This window comes from Sphingomonas sp. OK281, assembly GCF_900115295.1.
In the GTDB taxonomy this organism is placed as follows: domain Bacteria; phylum Pseudomonadota; class Alphaproteobacteria; order Sphingomonadales; family Sphingomonadaceae; genus Sphingomonas.
On record NZ_FOVZ01000001.1, the window covers coordinates 1,233,651 to 1,248,144 of the forward strand.

Below are 14,494 nucleotides of genomic sequence, written 5' to 3' on the forward strand. Positions count from 1 at the left end.
CACCAATTTAATAGTTCGGATATGTTGAACTATGGAAGTGTCAGCTTATCTCTGTTCTGCCGACAGCGCACGACGGCGTGATCGCGGGCCACATTTCGGAGAATTGACATGTCTCTTCAGGGCAAAAAAGCGCTCGTCACCGGTGGATCGCGCGGTATCGGTGCGGCGATCGCCAAGCGGTTGGCAGCCGACGGTGCGGCCGTCGCGATCACCTATGCCGGCAACAAGGCCGCAGCAGACGCTACAGTGGCGGCAATCGAGAGCGCCGGCGGCACCGCCTTTGCGTTCCAGGCCGATGCTGCCGACCCGGCGTCGCAGCGCGCCGGCGTAGAGCAGGCTGCCGCGGCGCTGGGCGCGATCGACATCCTGGTCCACAATGCCGGGGTGGCCGAATTTTCCGCCGTCGCCGACGACACCGACGAGACCTTCGATCGCCAGTTCGACGTCAACGTAAAGGGCCTGCACGTCGGCACCCGCGCGGCGCTGTCGCACCTGAACGATGGCGGGCGGATCATCCTGATAGGCAGTGTCTCAGGCGAACTCGCCTTCCCGGCGACCGCAGTCTACAGCGCGACCAAGGCGGCGGTGGCAGCGTTGGCACGAGGCTGGGCGAAAGACCTCGCCTCCCGCAATATCCTGGTAAACACGGTACAGCCGGGCCCGATCGACACGGACATGAACCCTGCAAACGGCGAGTTTGCGCAACAGATGATCGGATTTATCCCACTCGGCCGCTACGGCAAGGTCGAGGAGATTGCGGGCGCGGTCGCGTTCCTCGCCGGGCCGGATGCCAGTTACATCACGGGTACCACGCTCAACATCGATGGTGGTGCAGCGGCTTGACCGCCAGCAATGGGCCGCTCCGCTGAGTTCGGAGAGGCCCATTGCTTTGGAGTTTGAGTATCCATCGGACCTTACCGGTCGAGATAGGCAGCGAGTTCCTCGGGCGCGGCTTGCGGAAACGATTGTTTCAGGAGGTTGAGAAAGGCGGACACCCTGGCACTGAGCAGCCTGCGCGACGGGTAGAGCGCCCATAGCGCGATGTCCGATCCCGCAACATCGCCCCAGTGGCTCAGCCGCCCGCTGGCGATGTCGCCGCTGACCAGCGACAGCGGTAGCCGCGCCGCGCCCGCCCCGGCGCGCACCGCGTCACGGATCATGATCAGGGAAGACATCCGCAGGACCGGGTCGACCGCGAACGTCGATGTCGCCTCCGAATTGGTCATCGCCCACCGTTGCGACGCATCGCTGCCACGAACGACGACAGGGACAATCGGACCCGCCGGACGCGGCATGTCGGGCCCGGCCACCACCACCAGCCGGTCGTGGAGGAATCGGCGTCCGACCAGCGTCGCATCGGGCGCCGGATCCACCCGAATCACAAGATCGTAGCCCTCCTCGATCATGTCTACCGCTCGATCATCGGTCGTCACCTCTAGCCGGACTTCGGGGTAGCGACATGCGAACTCCGCAGCGAGCCGGCCCATCGCCGTCTGCGAGAACAGCAGCGGGGCGCTTATCCGCAGCCGCCCGCGTACGCGCTCGCTACCCGAGGCTATGGCAGCAGCCGTCTCCTCCAGTTCGGTCAGCAAAGCACCGGCGCGTTCGAACAGCGCCCGCCCTTCCTCCGTCAGCTTGAGATCGCGTTTCCCCCGTTCGAACAGCCGCAGGTCGAGCGCCGCCTCCAGTTCTCCCACGCGTCGAGACAGCGTGGCCTTGGGTCGGCGAGCAGCGCGCGCTGCCTTTCCGAAGCCCCCGTGGCGGGCGACGAGCGTGAAGTCGGCAAGCGCGAGCAGATCCATGTCGTTCCACCCGTGAGACGACGTGTCCAGATTACACGTCTATTGGTAACGCCGTGGATCACGCATCTTCGTCTTGTCAGCAAGCTTAAACGAAGGAGCGAACACCATGACCATTCTCGTTATCGGAGCCACCGGCCGGGTCGGCCGCCATGTCGTCAACCAACTACTGCAGCGCGACGCGCAGGTGCGCGTGCTCACCCGCGATCCCGCAAAAGCCTCGTTTCCAGCTGGTGTGGAGGTGGTACAGGGCGACCTCCTCGACATCCACGGCCTGCGCGCCGCCTTCTCCGGCATCAGCACGCTGTTCCTGCTCAATGCCGTAACGGGCGACGAATTCACCCAGGCGATCATCACGCTGAACGTTGCACGCGAGGCCGGCATCGAGCGGGTCGTCTACCTGTCGGTGTTCGATGCCGACCGTGCCGTCAACGTTCCGCACTTCGCAGTGAAGTCCGGTGCCGAACGGATGCTGGAGGCGATGGACTTTGGCGCGACCATCCTGCGTCCGACCTACTTCATCGACAACGAGGTCATGGTGAAGGACGTGATCCTCCAGCACAGCGTCTACCCGATGCCGATCGGCAACAAGGGCGTGGCGATGGTCGACGCGCGCGACATCGCCGAGGTCGCCGCGATCGAGTTGATCCGCCGCGAAAACGCGCCCACCAAGCTGCCGAACGAGACGATCAACCTGGTCGGTCCCGACACGCTGACCGGCCAGGATATCGCTGCGATTTGGTCCGAGGTGCTTGGGCGCCCGGTACTATATGGCGGCGACGAAACGAGCGGCTTCGAGCAGAACATGGCGACGTTCATGCCACCGTGGATGGCCTATGAGATGCGCCTCATGGCCCAGCGCTACGTCAGCGACGGCATGATCCCGGAACAAGGCGACCGCGAGCGCCTGACGACGATGCTCGGCCGCTCGCTGCACGGCTACCGCGAGACCGCCGCATCGATCGCGGCCGACTGATCTCGCATTGGCGATCACGGCCGTCACCTGTCGCTGGCATGAGCCGGCGACAGGTGACCCAGATACGGACGGTCACCGCCGTTTAGAAACTTCCCAAAAACGGACATCCGTTCATTTTCGTAGCTCTCGGGCGTCACTACTCGGATCGGCATTTGCGATCCCCCCAACTCGCAAACGGCGTTTGATTAGGCGTCAGCGAGCGCCGCAAAGTCCATCGCGGCGAGGTCTGTGAGCAGATCGGGACCCGTCGGCTCCCATCCAAGGCGCGCGCGCGTCCAGGCATTCGATGCGGTCATGTCGAGCGCCGCGAACGGTGCCATCCAGCCGAAATAGCGCTCGACCTCGTCAGCTTCGATGGAGCGGACAGGCAACCCGGTTCCCTTTCCGATTGCCTCGGCGATGGCGCGTGCCGTGACGCCCTCCTCTACCGACGCATTGTACCGAGCGCCCGGCTCGCCCTGCTCCAAGGCCAGGACGTAGAGCTTTGCCACGTCGCCGACGTGCGCTGCGGCCCAGCGTGTCTGCCCCTCGCCGAGATACGCCACCGCTCCCGCCCGACGCGCCTCGCTCACCAGCGGGGTGATCAACCCGGCCTTGGTGGTGTCGTGCACCTGCGGCAACCGGATGGTGCGCACGTCGATGCGGCGCGCAATCAGCGCCGCGCCGGCCAGTTCGGTCGCGATCCGCGGATTGGCGTGGCGCGGGTTGAGCACGTCCTCGGTCGCCGGACCGCCGTTGAGCGGCGTACCGATGCCGACGCCCGACGTGATCAAGATCGGCTTGTGCGTTCCCGCGAGCGCATCGCCCATCGCCGCGATGGCGCGTTCATCCTTCCTGGTATTCTCGAAGAAGGTCGCGAAATTATGGTCGAACGCGCAGTGGATCACCGCGTCGGCCGCCGCGGCGCCACTTGCGAGCGTCTCGGGCTGTTCGAGGTCGCCGCGGTGGACGTCGACGCCGACCGCTGCGAGGCGATCGGCACCCGCGTCGGAACGAGTGAGGCCAAGCACCTGATGGCCGCGAGCCAGTAGCTCATGAATGACGTGCGAGCCGATAAAGCCGGTCGCGCCGGTGAGAAACACGCGCATGATAATATCTCCTTGTTGCCAAGGCGACGTATCGCGACCTGTTCGACCATGTTAAAGTAGTGACCTTATCGTGGTATACCGTGTAACAGGATCGATCATGGCCAATGAGGCGCCAAACCCGCTCGGAACCTATCTTCGCGATCGTCGAACCCGGCTCGACCCGGTGGCATTCGGGTTCGGCGGCGGACGGCGGCGTACCCCAGGCCTGCGCCGCGAAGAGGTTGCAAGCCGCGCCAACATCAGTCCGACATGGTACACGTGGCTGGAACAGGGTCGCGGCGGCGCGCCATCGGCCGACGTACTCGATCGTATCGCCAAGGGCCTGATGCTGACCGAGCCGGAACGCGAGCACATCTACATGCTCGGTCTCGGCCGCCTGCCCGAGGCGCGCTACCAGCCGGTCGACGGCATCAGCCCCCGACTTCAGCGCGTGCTCGACGGCATGGTGCTGAGCCCGGCGATCATCAAGACCGCGATGTGGGACGTGGTCGGCTGGAACCGGGCGGCGGCACTGTTGCTGACCGACTATGCCAAGCTGCCGCGCGAGGGGCGGAACATCCTTCGCCTGATGTTCGGTAGCGACCATGTCCGCGCCCGGAACGAGGATTGGGACGGCATCGCCCGCTACGTCGTCGGTGCCTTTCGCGCGGACGTCGCGCGGGCGGGCGCCAACGACAGCGCCGCGACGGCCGATCTGGTCGCCGAACTGTCCCGGATCAGCCCCGAGTTTGAAGCACTATGGCGAGACAACGACGTGGTCGCTCACACCGAGGGCGTGAAGCGGATCCACCACCCAGATGCCGGGCTGCTCGCCATGGAGTTCTCCTCGTTCGCCGTGGAAGGGCGCCCCGAACTCGGAATGATCATCTACAACCCCGCATCGTCGGCGGATGCGGAGCGCCTGCGCGCCCTGTTAGACGCTCGCGGAGACTGACCGAGATCGACCGGTCTCGTCTTCGTCGATTCGACCCACACCCGGACATCTCGCCAGGCAACGCTTCTTACTGAGCCTCGTCTGCCTCGAGGATTGCTAGCCCAAGGCGTAATCCGTCCCGCCGTCTCGTACGTATTCGGCGGACATCGCCGGCTCTCCGTCACGCGCGCTGTTGAAGCGCGGTCCGAGTCTGTGCGCTCCAAGTCTGGCCGCCACGCAGAAAGGCGTACCAGCCATAGATCGCGCCCGCGTGACGCAAGAGCTGAAAGCTGAACGGCTCGGCGATCGCGGCGACGATCGCCGGGCCGAGGTTCAAGCCCTCGCGCTGCCCGGTCCAGCGTTTGAAGATGCCGAGCGACCATAGGTGGAAGGTCAGGTCGATCGCTATCTTCGCGACCATGACCAGCAATATCGGGAATGCGAGCGTGTATCGACCCGTGACGACGAGTCCGATCAACACGGCGAAAGCAGCCAAGCCGTAGATCGGCTGCACCGTATCGAGCGCCTTCACCGGCAGCATCCGCGTCCCAAGCCGCCCGTAGTGCGCGTTGCCCACCATGTCGCGGTTCCAATACTGCGTCTGCAGAAAGCCGCCGAACCAGCGTTGTCGCTGCTTCAGGAAGGCTGGGATGCTGGCCGGCGCATCGGTTCGGGCCAGCGCACCACCGACGACCCGCACCGTCCAGTGCAGCCCGACGTCGTGCGCATGGCGGTGCAGCCGGTGGATCAGTTCGTAATCCTCCACCATGCAATCGGGATCGAAACCGCCAACCGTCAGCACGGCGTCGCGCCGGAATGCCGCGAAGGCACCCGAAATCAGCAACAGCCCGTCGATCCGCATCCACGCGTCGCGCGACAGGAAGTTGCGGACATATTCATAGGACTGGAACCACTCGAATATCCGACCGGTCAGGTTTGGACCGCAGATCGGCGCCAGAACCCCGGTGGCCGCCACCAGCTCAGGCTCGGCTGCAAATGCAGCGCGCATCGCCGCGATCGATCCGGGCTCGATCAACGTGTCGGCATCCACGGTCAGCACCACGTCCGTCTCGATCCGCTCGAGCGCAGCATTGAGCGCGCGCGCCTTGCCGCCGTGCGGCAGTCGCAGCCACTGAAGCCGCGTGTGCCCGACCTCGATCTCGACGAGTCCCCCCAGTGGCGGCGTCGCCAACGCGTAGCCCGCCGCCATCGCGGACGGCGTATCGTCGCTGGATCCGTCATCGGCGACGAGGATCGCCTCGGGTGGCTGGTCCTGGGCAAGAAGCCGGTCGATCGCAAGGCGGATCACGCCTGCCTCGTTATGCGCGGCAACGATCACGCCGAAGCTCGGCTGCACGCCGCTTGGGGCCGGCGCTGCGGTCTGGGCGAGGTTGCGGATCTGCCAGGCCGTAAAAACGAGAAGCGCCGTGTCGTACAGGATGTACGCGATCCCGACCGACCATATGGCGAGCCCCTGGCGCAGAAACGCCTGCGCGATCAGCACGACGAACACCAGCGGGGCGGCCAAGTTGATCACCCGGCTTGCCAGCGGGATCCGCCGTGGCGAGAGACGCGGCGATTGCGCGGTGAAAATTTCGGTGAGAGCGTGCATCGGCCAGCGCCTAACGCTGGCTTGCTGAACGCGCTATTGCAGAGTGTGTCGAGGACCAAGAATCGACACGGCGTGGTGGAGCGAATAGCGGATGAGTACTAGATACACGGGTGTCGCCATCGCCTTCCATTGGCTGATCGCGGTGGGAATCGTCATCAACGTGACCCTGCCCTGGCTCTGGCCACACCTTGCCGACGAACGCGTGCGCCCGGCGATCGACCTGCACAAGTCGATCGGGATCACGATCCTCGGCCTGGCGATCATGCGCCTGCTCTGGCGGCTGACGCATCGGCCTCCGCCAATGCCGACCACGTATCAGAAATGGGAAATCGGCGCGGCGCACGTGACCCACTGGCTGCTGTACGCACTGATCTTTGCGATGCCGCTGACCGGCTGGATCATGGACTCGGCGTACAAGGATGCGGCTACCCACCCGATGTTCCTGTTCGGGCTGTTCGAATGGCCGCGGATCGGCACGATATTGAGCTTGCCGCCCGCCACGCGAGATGCCGTGCACGATGGTTTCGGCGCCTCGCACGTGTACCTATCCTACCTGCTCTATACACTCGTCGCGTTCCATATCGGCGGCGCCCTGAAACACGAATGGATCGATCGACACCGCGAGCTGCGCCGCATGATGCCAGCTTGGCGACGACATTAAGGGGAGCCGGAGAAGCGGCGGCCCCCAGCAAACAGACGACTGCCCGTTACCCAAGCCTTAAATCTGCGCGCGGTGCAGATCCTGCTCGGCCATGCTAAGATTGAGAGCAGGGTTCGCTACCTTGGCGACGATGCCGCAGACGCGTTGGAGCTTTCAGAGCGGACGGATGTCTGACCGCCTTCGGTCGTCCACGAGCCGTCTCGAACTCCCAACATCGGGGCATCCGTCAATCGTTCAGATTTATGTTCCAGTACTGCCCTGCAGTGGTGTCACCGGAAGGACGCCGTTTCGTAACCGAAATGACTCAGTCGACGTCTAGCCGCGACGAGGGGGGCGGCCGTCCGGCTGCTGCGACAGGGAAACACCATGATATATTTTTCGCGCCGCGGACTGCGCAGCGGTCACGGCTACGCCATTCTGATGGCGTCCGCGGCACTAATTGCGTTTGCGCCCGGCGCGTATGCCCAGTCCGCCGACCCCCAGTTCCAGACTGCAGAGGCCACCGCAGATGCCGACACCGCCGCCGACATTGTCGTGGTCGGCGCCGGTGAAACCCGCTCGGTATCGACGCTGTTGCCGGCGAACCTCGACTCGCTGCCGCCCGGCACCAGCATCCAGAAGGCGCTGAACGTGCTGCCCGGTGTCAGCGCGCAGTCGATCGATGCGCTGGGCCTCAACGAACAGTCGATGTCGCTGCAGGTTCGCGGTTTCAGCACGACGCATCTCGGCTACACGCTCGACGGGATGCCGCTCGGCGACGGCGCCTACAACAACTATAACGGCCTCACGATCAGCCGCGCGTTGATTTCGGAGAATTTGGGCCGTGCAGATCTCGCGACGGGGATCGCCGGTCTCGGCATCGCCTCGACCAGCAACCTCGGCGGTGCGGTGATGTATACCAGCAGCAATCCAAGTAAGGATCTCGGCCTCAAAATCAGCCAGACGGTCGGCAGTGAGAACGCCCTGCGCACCTTCGTCCGCGTCGACACCGGCGAGTATGAAGGCCTGTCGGCCTATGTCTCGGGCCAATATGCCCGGCAGGACCTGTTCGTCGACCAAGGCGCGTATACCCGGTCCACCAGCAAGCAGATCAACGCCAAGATCATGTACAAGACCGACGGTTTCCGCCTCACCGCCTTTGCAGACATCTCGCGCACCAACCAGGCCGACGATGCCTATCTATCGAAGGAAACGCTGGGACGCCGCGGCTGGGATCTCGGCGGTTACGCGCCCGACTGGCAGACCTATCTCAGCCGCAACGCCTGCGCCGTGACGACGACGCCCATCAAGTGTGCGCCCTCGGTGCTGCCGGAAAAGAGCGGCGACGTCACCTACACCAATGGCCAGATCCTGCGGAACGACGAACTCTTCTATCTTGCGGCGGACATCGACATCGCCAAGGGCCTAAGCGCGCGCGTCCAGGGCTATCGCCACACCGACAAGGGTGCCGGCAACAACTTCATCTCCGGGCTCTCGACACAGGGCACGGCAACCACGGCGGACGATCTGCCGGTGCAGATCCGCGACACGCGTTATACCATCGACCGCGACGGTATCCTCGGCAGCCTGAGCTGGCGGATCGGCTTTAACCATTTCGAAGCGGGCGTCTGGACGGAGGGCAACACCAGCAGCGCGGCGCGCTATATCCGCAACGACGTGAAGGGCCCGTTCGACCTGGGACAGTTCCTCGGTGGCCAGCCGGCGACGGCGCAGTGGGTCCAGGAGACCGACTGGACGACGCGGCAATTCTACCTGCAGGATACGGTCTTGCTGCTCGACGATGCGCTCAGTTTCGATTTCGGCTTCAAGGGCACCTATTCCAGGTCCGAGGCGCGCGCGGTGCCCGGTATCGCCAAGGCTGCGCCGCCCGCATCCACGCAGTTCGCGACTGGCACGCTGGTGGCCAAGGATTACTTCCTCCCCGAGGCCGGCGTACGCTATGAAGTCGCGCGCGGGCACGAACTGTTCGCAAGCTATGCCGAGAACATCGCGATGTACCAGGGCGGCTTCAAGCTCGGGCCGCAATCGGTGACGCAGGCGATCTGGAACGTCCAGGGATCGACGCTGAAGCCGGAAACGTCGCGCAGCGTCGAGGGCGGCTATCGGTATGTCAGCCGGATGCTGCAGGTGTCACTGACCGGCTATTGGGTGAAGTTCGACGATCGCTTGCTGCAGTACAACCCGTGCCCGACAAACCAGCAACAGAACCCGGGCTGTGGCAATTCCTTCCACAATGCCGGCAGCGTCACGGCGCGCGGCATCGAGCTGGGCGTCCTCCTGAAGCCGGCACCGTGGATTACGTGGTATAATGCGGCGTCGCTCAACAAGACGACCTATGATCAGGATCTGAACTTCTGCACGACCACCTGCGTGCTCTATGCCACCGAAGGCAAGCAGCAGGTGGATACCCCGAAACAGCTATTCTCGAGCATGCTCACCCTGACGCAGGGCGGCTTCTCCGCGTCGGTGCTGGGTAAGTATACAGGGAAGCGCTATTATACCTATACCAACGACCAGGGGTTCGGCGGTTATGCTACGGTCGATCTCGGCCTCAGCTACAGCTTCGACGACTTCGGCCCGTTGAAGAACACGAAGCTGTCGCTGAACGTCACCAACCTGACGGACAAGCGCTATGCCTCCAATTTCGACAGCAGCGTGTTCGCGCCGAGCGACCCCACGGGATCGATCCTGGTATTCCATTCGTCGGCACCACGGCAGGTCTTCGGAACCCTCGGCGTTGCGTTCTAGACGCCTGCCGGCCCTGATGATCCTGATGGATCTCCTCACCGCCTTCACCGGCGGCGAGGAGGCCATCACCCGACCCCATCTCGATCGGACCGCCGGCGCGCACAGCGTCTCGCTGCACGGCCGGACCTATGTCGATCAGGGGCTGGTCGGCGCAGGTGTGCTGTCGGCGGACACGGTCGATTTCCTCGGCGATACGCTCGGTTCCTTCTCCTCGCTGAAGATCGCGCGCGACAGCTGGAAACGGGTTGGCGATCACTACGAAGGCGTGCTCTGGACCCTTCCCGATCGGGGTCGCAACGATCCGGCGGCCAAGCTCTTCTTCGATTATCCCGCACGGCTGAACCGGTTTCGCATCCGCTTCACGCCGGCCCGCGGCACGCTCGATCTGATGCCTGATGGCGGCTTGGAACTTCGGGACTTTCGCGGCCAGCCCTTCACGGGCGCCGATCCGGGTACGGGCACGCTTACCGAGCGAAGCATTGCTCTACCTGCACCGGCCAACGGCATAGGTGCCGGCAAGGTATCGTTTGATGCGGAATCGCTGCAATTCGCACGCGACGGCAGCTTCTACATCGGCGACGAATACGCCGCGAACATCTATTACTTCGATCGGCAAGGTCGCTTGCGCGGCGTGATCCGCCCCCCCACCGCGATCGCGCCACAACGCGCCGGACGACGCTATTTCGGATCGTTGGAAGCACCCGACACCGGTCGGCGCAACAACCAGGGGCCGGAGGGCATGTCGCTGTCGCCCGACGGTCGCACGCTGTTCGTGACGCTGCAAAGTGCGCTTATGCAGGACAGCGCCAACGGCAACGCATCGGGTAGGATCAACACGCGAATTCTTGTGTACGACCTGAGCCGCACGCCGACTCCGGCGCACCCGATCGCGCATCACGTGGTGCAACTGCCCGCCTATGCCGACCGCGGCGATGGCAGCGCACCCAATCGCACCGCGGCACAAAGCGAGATCCTCGCGCTCGACGACCACCGGTTCCTCATGCTCGCCCGCGATGCCGCGGGTCGCGGCGCGGAAAAGACAACGCCCATCATCTACAAAAGTATTCTACTCGTCGACACTACAGGCGCGACCAATCTTGCGGGTACGTCATACGAGACCGGCATCGTCTCCGTGCTGCGGAGTCCGGCCAGCACGACGTTGAGAACCGGTATCGTCCCGGCCAGTTCAGTCGAGTTGATCAACATGCTCAACCCGGTCCAGTTGGCACGCGTCGGACTGACCGTCGCGGATCTCTCTGAAAAATGGGAGGCGATGGATCTCGTGCCGGTGCTGGAGCAGGACCATCCGAACGACTATTTCCTGCTCGTCGGCAACGACAACGACTTCATCGCACGGCATTGCCAGATGTCCGGCCAATCCTGCGATTCCGACGTCGACAATGATAACCGAATACTAGTCTACCGTGTGGCACTGCCAGCGCCGCTCTGACTCGCGAGCGGCGCTCGGCAGCTGTTGCGAGACGATCGACCGGCGCGACTGCCGCGGCTGCATCATCGGCGCCGGTTCCGCCCCCAAGTTTTAGTGTACTGACTCAATGGCCTACGGGACGATGTGCTTAGGCCGCTGAAGAAGATCCTCACGATAGTGGTCAACTGGGTCGACGATTCTAAAACTGGACACCCACTCGTAACGCGTTGCCATTGTCATCGCCGACGTTCGAGTGGCCTTCCGACATTTGCTGTTCAACGTGGCGAACCAGTTGAAGCGTTGCGACACACGCCACCCCACCGCCATCCGAGTGCTGGCGCGACGTGCGTCAGGACGGACTCGATCACATGCACGTTGTAGTCGACGCCGAGTTGGTTCGGCACCGTGAGCAGCACTGTGTCGGCCTCGGCAATGCCCTCGTCGGCACGGAGCTGCTCGATCAGCTGTTCGGGCTCGGCCGCATAGGAACGGCCGAACACGGCACGCATATTGTCTATCACGCCGATCTGGTCGCTGCTTTCACCCCGCCCAAAATAGCCGCGGTCGCGATCGTTCATCAGCGCAAAGATCGAGCGCGATACCGATACCCGCGGCTCCCAGTCATGCCCCGCGTCCTTCCAGGCCTGACGATAGAGCCGGATCTGCTTGGCTTGCTGCACGTGGAGCGGTTCGCCGCTCTCGTCCGCCTTCAAGGTCGAGCTTTGCAGGTTCATGCCGTTCTGCGCGGCCCAGATCGCGGTGGCATTCGACGACGAACCCCACCAGATGCGCCGCCGCAGGCCCGGCGCATGCGGTTCGAGCCGCAACAACCCTGCTGGATTGGGGAACATGGGGTTCGGGCTCGGTTGCGCGAACCCCTCGCCTTTCAGCAGATCGAGCAGCACTTCGGCATGGCGACGCCCCATGTCGGCGTCGGTCTCGCCTTTGGCCGGCGCGTACCCAAAGTGACGCCATCCATCGACCACCTGCTCGGGTGAACCGCGGCTGATACCGAGCTGCAAGCGGCCGCCGCTGATCAGGTCAGCCGATCCAGCATCCTCCGCCATGTAGAACGGATTTTCGTAGCGCATGTCGATCACGCCGGTACCGATCTCGATCCGGCTGGTCCTGGCGCCCACCGCAGCCAGCAGCGGAAAGGGCGATGCGAGCTGCTGGGCGAAGTGGTGCACGCGGAAATATGCACCGTCGGCGCCCAATTCCTCCGCGGCGACGGCCAGGTCGATCGACTGCAGCAGCACGTCCGACGCGGACCGCGTTGCGGATTGCGGTGATGACGACCAATGGCCAAACGAAAGGAACCCAATCTTCTTTATGGCGCAATCCTGATGTTTGCCGTCGTCAAGCTCGTGACGGCGATCTGATGTCGTCTTACGTAAGATAGGGTGCGAGTGACGCCGCGTCGCTGCATGGAGGCGGAAACGCAGCTATTCCGTTTTACCAACGACGATCGACGACGCTGCGGCGACATCCCGGCTCCTCTGCCGTCCTCGGGATCGTTGCCGGCAGACATGCGTGCTCCGGACTCGCCGGGTCAACGCGATCCGTGCAAAGCCAAATCGGCCGCCCGCATGGAACAGAGGCGGTCGGGCGAGGATACCGACAAGCTGTTCCACGAGAATGCGGAGCGGGATGCGGCGCCATCGGACCAGATGCGCTGCGCGACGAGCAACAGTTCCTCAAGGGTCGGCGCCCTTCCCTCGCCCATGCAGTCGATCACGGCATCCACGAACAGGGGGCTGGTCGATCGCGACATGCTGGCACCTCAATGTGGCTGAGAACCGATGTAGGTGCCGCTGGCTTCGCTGGCATGATGCTCGACCGGATACGCGCCAGACGGAACATCGAACGCGCCAGCTAGCATGATCGCCGTATCTCCCGGACAGGTATTGGCGTATGCTGCGGCGTCGCCATCACCCTTGCCGCGAGCACGGTGACGATAGAGCTGGGTCCAGCTTCCGCCCGCAGTGCCGAGTGCCTGCGCGGACGAATCGCTGCGGCCATCGAGAAAGCTGGTGGCACTGCGTTTGCGATTCCTGCAGACTTGGTGGACCCGGCCACCGTGCCGGTCCTGTTCGACACGCTCGACCACGAGTTCACCAAGCGGAACGGCAGCAATACACTCGACATCGTGGTCAATAACGCGGGCAACGCCGGCTGGATCGGCTTCAAGGACGCGACGCCCGCCAGCTGGGACACGCTGATGACAGTCTATCTGCGCGGGCCCTTCTTCATCGTCCAGGCCACAATGGATCGCCTCGCCGATGGCGGACGGATCATCAATATCTCGTCCGCCGCCGCGACGAAGCCGGTAACGGCGGCGCCGATTTACTCGATGGCCAAGGCGGCGATCAACACCCTGACGCAGGCGCTCGCCTCCGAACTGGGGCCGCGCGGGATCGCCGCGAAAGCCGTCGCGCCAGGCGTCACGCGGACCGACGCGAACGCGGGCTTCCGAAAGAATCCGGCGCTCGTGAAGGCGGTCGAGGCCAACATCGCGCTCGGACGCTTTGGCGAGCCTTCGGAAATCGCCGCCGTCGTGGCGTTCCTGGCATCCGACGACCGCCACTGGGTGACCGGCCAGACGATCGAAGAGAGCGGCGGCTACAAGCTCTGACCGCCCGAAACCCCAAGGGAATTATCATGACCTACGCAATCATCGGTTTCGGCGAGATCGGCCAGACCCTCGCCAAGACGTTCGCCCGCAAGGGGATTGCGGTATCCGTCGCGACCACGCGCGATCCGGAAAGCTTCGCATCGACCGCGGTCGTTATCGGTCCCGGCATCACGCCCCCGAGGCGGTCGAGGCGGACGGCCCTCGGCCAAGGTCCTTGCAGACGCGTTCGCCGGCGGCAGGGTGGTCAAGGCTTCAACCATCTGGTCGCCGCCGTGCTCGATCAGGATCCGGCCTTACAGGGCGGCAGGCGTGTCGTGTTCCTGTCGAGCGACGACGACGATGCGGCAGCACAGGTCGGCGCTCTGGCAAGATCTCGGCTTCGCGCCGATCCAGCTCGGCGGGCTTTCGGAAGGTGGGCTGCTCGTTCAGGCGCACGACAAGAGCTGGGGCCGGATGATCTTCAAGGACCTGATCAGGTTCGACCAATGAACACCAGCGAGAGAGACGAAACGCTCGAGGCATCGAGAACCCGGCGGATCGCTTGGTCGTTTGAGCTCACATAGGTCCTTTGCGAGCGTTCAAGGGTCAACAAGTGCCTGCCTATTGCGGACGATCTTCGGCAGCGCGTTGGTC

Annotated in this window: 13 protein-coding genes and 1 pseudogene; 9 read left to right on the forward strand and 5 right to left on the reverse strand. The window is 64.0% G+C overall.

Going from position 1 to position 14,494, the window contains the following annotated elements; translation table 11 throughout:
* The first annotated feature begins 108 nt into the window (after positions 1 to 108).
* On the forward strand, positions 109 to 843 hold the full coding sequence (locus BM244_RS05520) for an SDR family oxidoreductase (RefSeq protein WP_093397886.1): 735 nt from the start codon (positions 109 to 111) through the stop codon (positions 841 to 843).
* Positions 844 to 914: 71 nt separating this feature from the next.
* On the opposite strand, the gene BM244_RS05525 is transcribed toward BM244_RS05520, so the two are convergent.
* Complete coding sequence (locus BM244_RS05525) at positions 915 to 1,802, reverse strand: LysR family transcriptional regulator (RefSeq protein WP_093397887.1); 888 nt, start codon at positions 1,800 to 1,802, stop codon at positions 915 to 917.
* A 106-nt stretch (positions 1,803 to 1,908) separates the two neighbouring features.
* Here BM244_RS05525 and BM244_RS05530 point away from each other — a divergent pair, with 106 nt between their 5' ends.
* On the forward strand, positions 1,909 to 2,775 hold the full coding sequence (locus BM244_RS05530) for an SDR family oxidoreductase (protein WP_093397888.1): 867 nt from the start codon (positions 1,909 to 1,911) through the stop codon (positions 2,773 to 2,775).
* Positions 2,776 to 2,960: 185 nt separating this feature from the next.
* Here BM244_RS05530 and BM244_RS05535 read toward each other — a convergent pair whose 3' ends face one another.
* A complete protein-coding gene (locus tag BM244_RS05535) occupies positions 2,961 to 3,863 on the reverse strand; it encodes an SDR family oxidoreductase (protein ID WP_093397889.1) in 903 nt (300 codons plus the stop codon).
* Positions 3,864 to 3,960: 97 nt separating this feature from the next.
* Here BM244_RS05535 and BM244_RS05540 point away from each other — a divergent pair, with 97 nt between their 5' ends.
* Positions 3,961 to 4,797: a helix-turn-helix transcriptional regulator gene (locus BM244_RS05540; RefSeq protein WP_093397890.1), complete on the forward strand. Its 837-nt coding sequence runs from the start codon at positions 3,961 to 3,963 to the stop codon at positions 4,795 to 4,797.
* 160 nt (positions 4,798 to 4,957) lie between these two features.
* Here BM244_RS05540 and BM244_RS05545 read toward each other — a convergent pair whose 3' ends face one another.
* Positions 4,958 to 6,388 (reverse strand): glycosyltransferase family 2 protein, encoded by a 1,431-nt coding sequence (locus BM244_RS05545; protein ID WP_093397891.1) that lies wholly within the window; start codon positions 6,386 to 6,388, stop codon positions 4,958 to 4,960.
* 91 nt (positions 6,389 to 6,479) lie between these two features.
* On the opposite strand from BM244_RS05545, the gene BM244_RS05550 reads away from it, so the two are divergent.
* The 4 genes and pseudogenes from BM244_RS05550 to BM244_RS05560 all read left to right on the forward strand — a co-directional run bounded on the left by BM244_RS05550 (position 6,480) and on the right by BM244_RS05560 (position 11,247).
* Positions 6,480 to 7,049, forward strand: a complete 570-nt coding sequence (locus tag BM244_RS05550) for a cytochrome b (protein WP_093397892.1) — start codon at positions 6,480 to 6,482, stop codon at positions 7,047 to 7,049.
* Positions 7,050 to 7,109: 60 nt separating this feature from the next.
* A pseudogene (locus BM244_RS23470) lies at positions 7,110 to 7,223 on the forward strand (integrase); the annotation flags it as partial.
* Positions 7,224 to 7,415: 192 nt separating this feature from the next.
* Positions 7,416 to 9,797, forward strand: a complete 2,382-nt coding sequence (locus BM244_RS05555; RefSeq protein WP_254784276.1) for a TonB-dependent receptor — start codon at positions 7,416 to 7,418, stop codon at positions 9,795 to 9,797.
* A 25-nt stretch (positions 9,798 to 9,822) separates the two neighbouring features.
* On the forward strand, positions 9,823 to 11,247 hold the full coding sequence (locus tag BM244_RS05560; RefSeq protein WP_093398151.1) for an esterase-like activity of phytase family protein: 1,425 nt from the start codon (positions 9,823 to 9,825) through the stop codon (positions 11,245 to 11,247).
* A gap of 254 nt (positions 11,248 to 11,501) precedes the next feature.
* Here BM244_RS05560 and BM244_RS05565 read toward each other — a convergent pair whose 3' ends face one another.
* Positions 11,502 to 12,560, reverse strand: a complete 1,059-nt coding sequence (locus tag BM244_RS05565; RefSeq protein ID WP_093397893.1) for an LLM class flavin-dependent oxidoreductase — start codon at positions 12,558 to 12,560, stop codon at positions 11,502 to 11,504.
* A 218-nt stretch (positions 12,561 to 12,778) separates the two neighbouring features.
* The gene (locus tag BM244_RS05570; protein ID WP_093397894.1) at positions 12,779 to 13,000 is read right to left on the reverse strand and encodes a hypothetical protein; all 222 of its coding nucleotides are present in this window, start codon (positions 12,998 to 13,000) and stop codon (positions 12,779 to 12,781) included.
* Positions 13,001 to 13,177: 177 nt separating this feature from the next.
* Here BM244_RS05570 and BM244_RS05575 point away from each other — a divergent pair, with 177 nt between their 5' ends.
* Together BM244_RS05575 and BM244_RS05580 are read left to right on the forward strand one after the other, a co-directional pair.
* Positions 13,178 to 13,861 (forward strand): SDR family NAD(P)-dependent oxidoreductase, encoded by a 684-nt coding sequence (locus tag BM244_RS05575; protein WP_254784278.1) that lies wholly within the window; start codon positions 13,178 to 13,180, stop codon positions 13,859 to 13,861.
* Between the two features lie 26 nt (positions 13,862 to 13,887).
* Positions 13,888 to 14,424, forward strand: coding sequence for an NAD(P)-binding domain-containing protein (locus BM244_RS05580; protein WP_254784279.1), 537 nt, complete (start codon positions 13,888 to 13,890; stop codon positions 14,422 to 14,424).
* Positions 14,425 to 14,494 lie beyond the last annotated feature (70 nt).

Bases quoted from the DNA above. Each gene is read 5' to 3' on its own strand.
- BM244_RS05520 (WP_093397886.1), top strand. From the start codon at position 109: ATGTCTCTTCAGGGCAAAAAAGCGCTCGTCACCGGTGGATCGCGCGGT.
- BM244_RS05525 (WP_093397887.1), bottom strand. From the start codon at position 1,802: ATGGATCTGCTCGCGCTTGCCGACTTCACGCTCGTCGCCCGCCACGGG.
- BM244_RS05530 (WP_093397888.1), top strand. From the start codon at position 1,909: ATGACCATTCTCGTTATCGGAGCCACCGGCCGGGTCGGCCGCCATGTC.
- BM244_RS05535 (WP_093397889.1), bottom strand. From the start codon at position 3,863: ATGCGCGTGTTTCTCACCGGCGCGACCGGCTTTATCGGCTCGCACGTC.
- BM244_RS05540 (WP_093397890.1), top strand. From the start codon at position 3,961: ATGGCCAATGAGGCGCCAAACCCGCTCGGAACCTATCTTCGCGATCGT.
- BM244_RS05545 (WP_093397891.1), bottom strand. From the start codon at position 6,388: ATGCACGCTCTCACCGAAATTTTCACCGCGCAATCGCCGCGTCTCTCG.
- BM244_RS05550 (WP_093397892.1), top strand. From the start codon at position 6,480: ATGAGTACTAGATACACGGGTGTCGCCATCGCCTTCCATTGGCTGATC.
- BM244_RS05555 (WP_254784276.1), top strand. From the start codon at position 7,416: ATGATATATTTTTCGCGCCGCGGACTGCGCAGCGGTCACGGCTACGCC.
- BM244_RS05560 (WP_093398151.1), top strand. From the start codon at position 9,823: ATGGATCTCCTCACCGCCTTCACCGGCGGCGAGGAGGCCATCACCCGA.
- BM244_RS05570 (WP_093397894.1), bottom strand. From the start codon at position 13,000: ATGTCGCGATCGACCAGCCCCCTGTTCGTGGATGCCGTGATCGACTGC.
- BM244_RS05580 (WP_254784279.1), top strand. From the start codon at position 13,888: ATGACCTACGCAATCATCGGTTTCGGCGAGATCGGCCAGACCCTCGCC.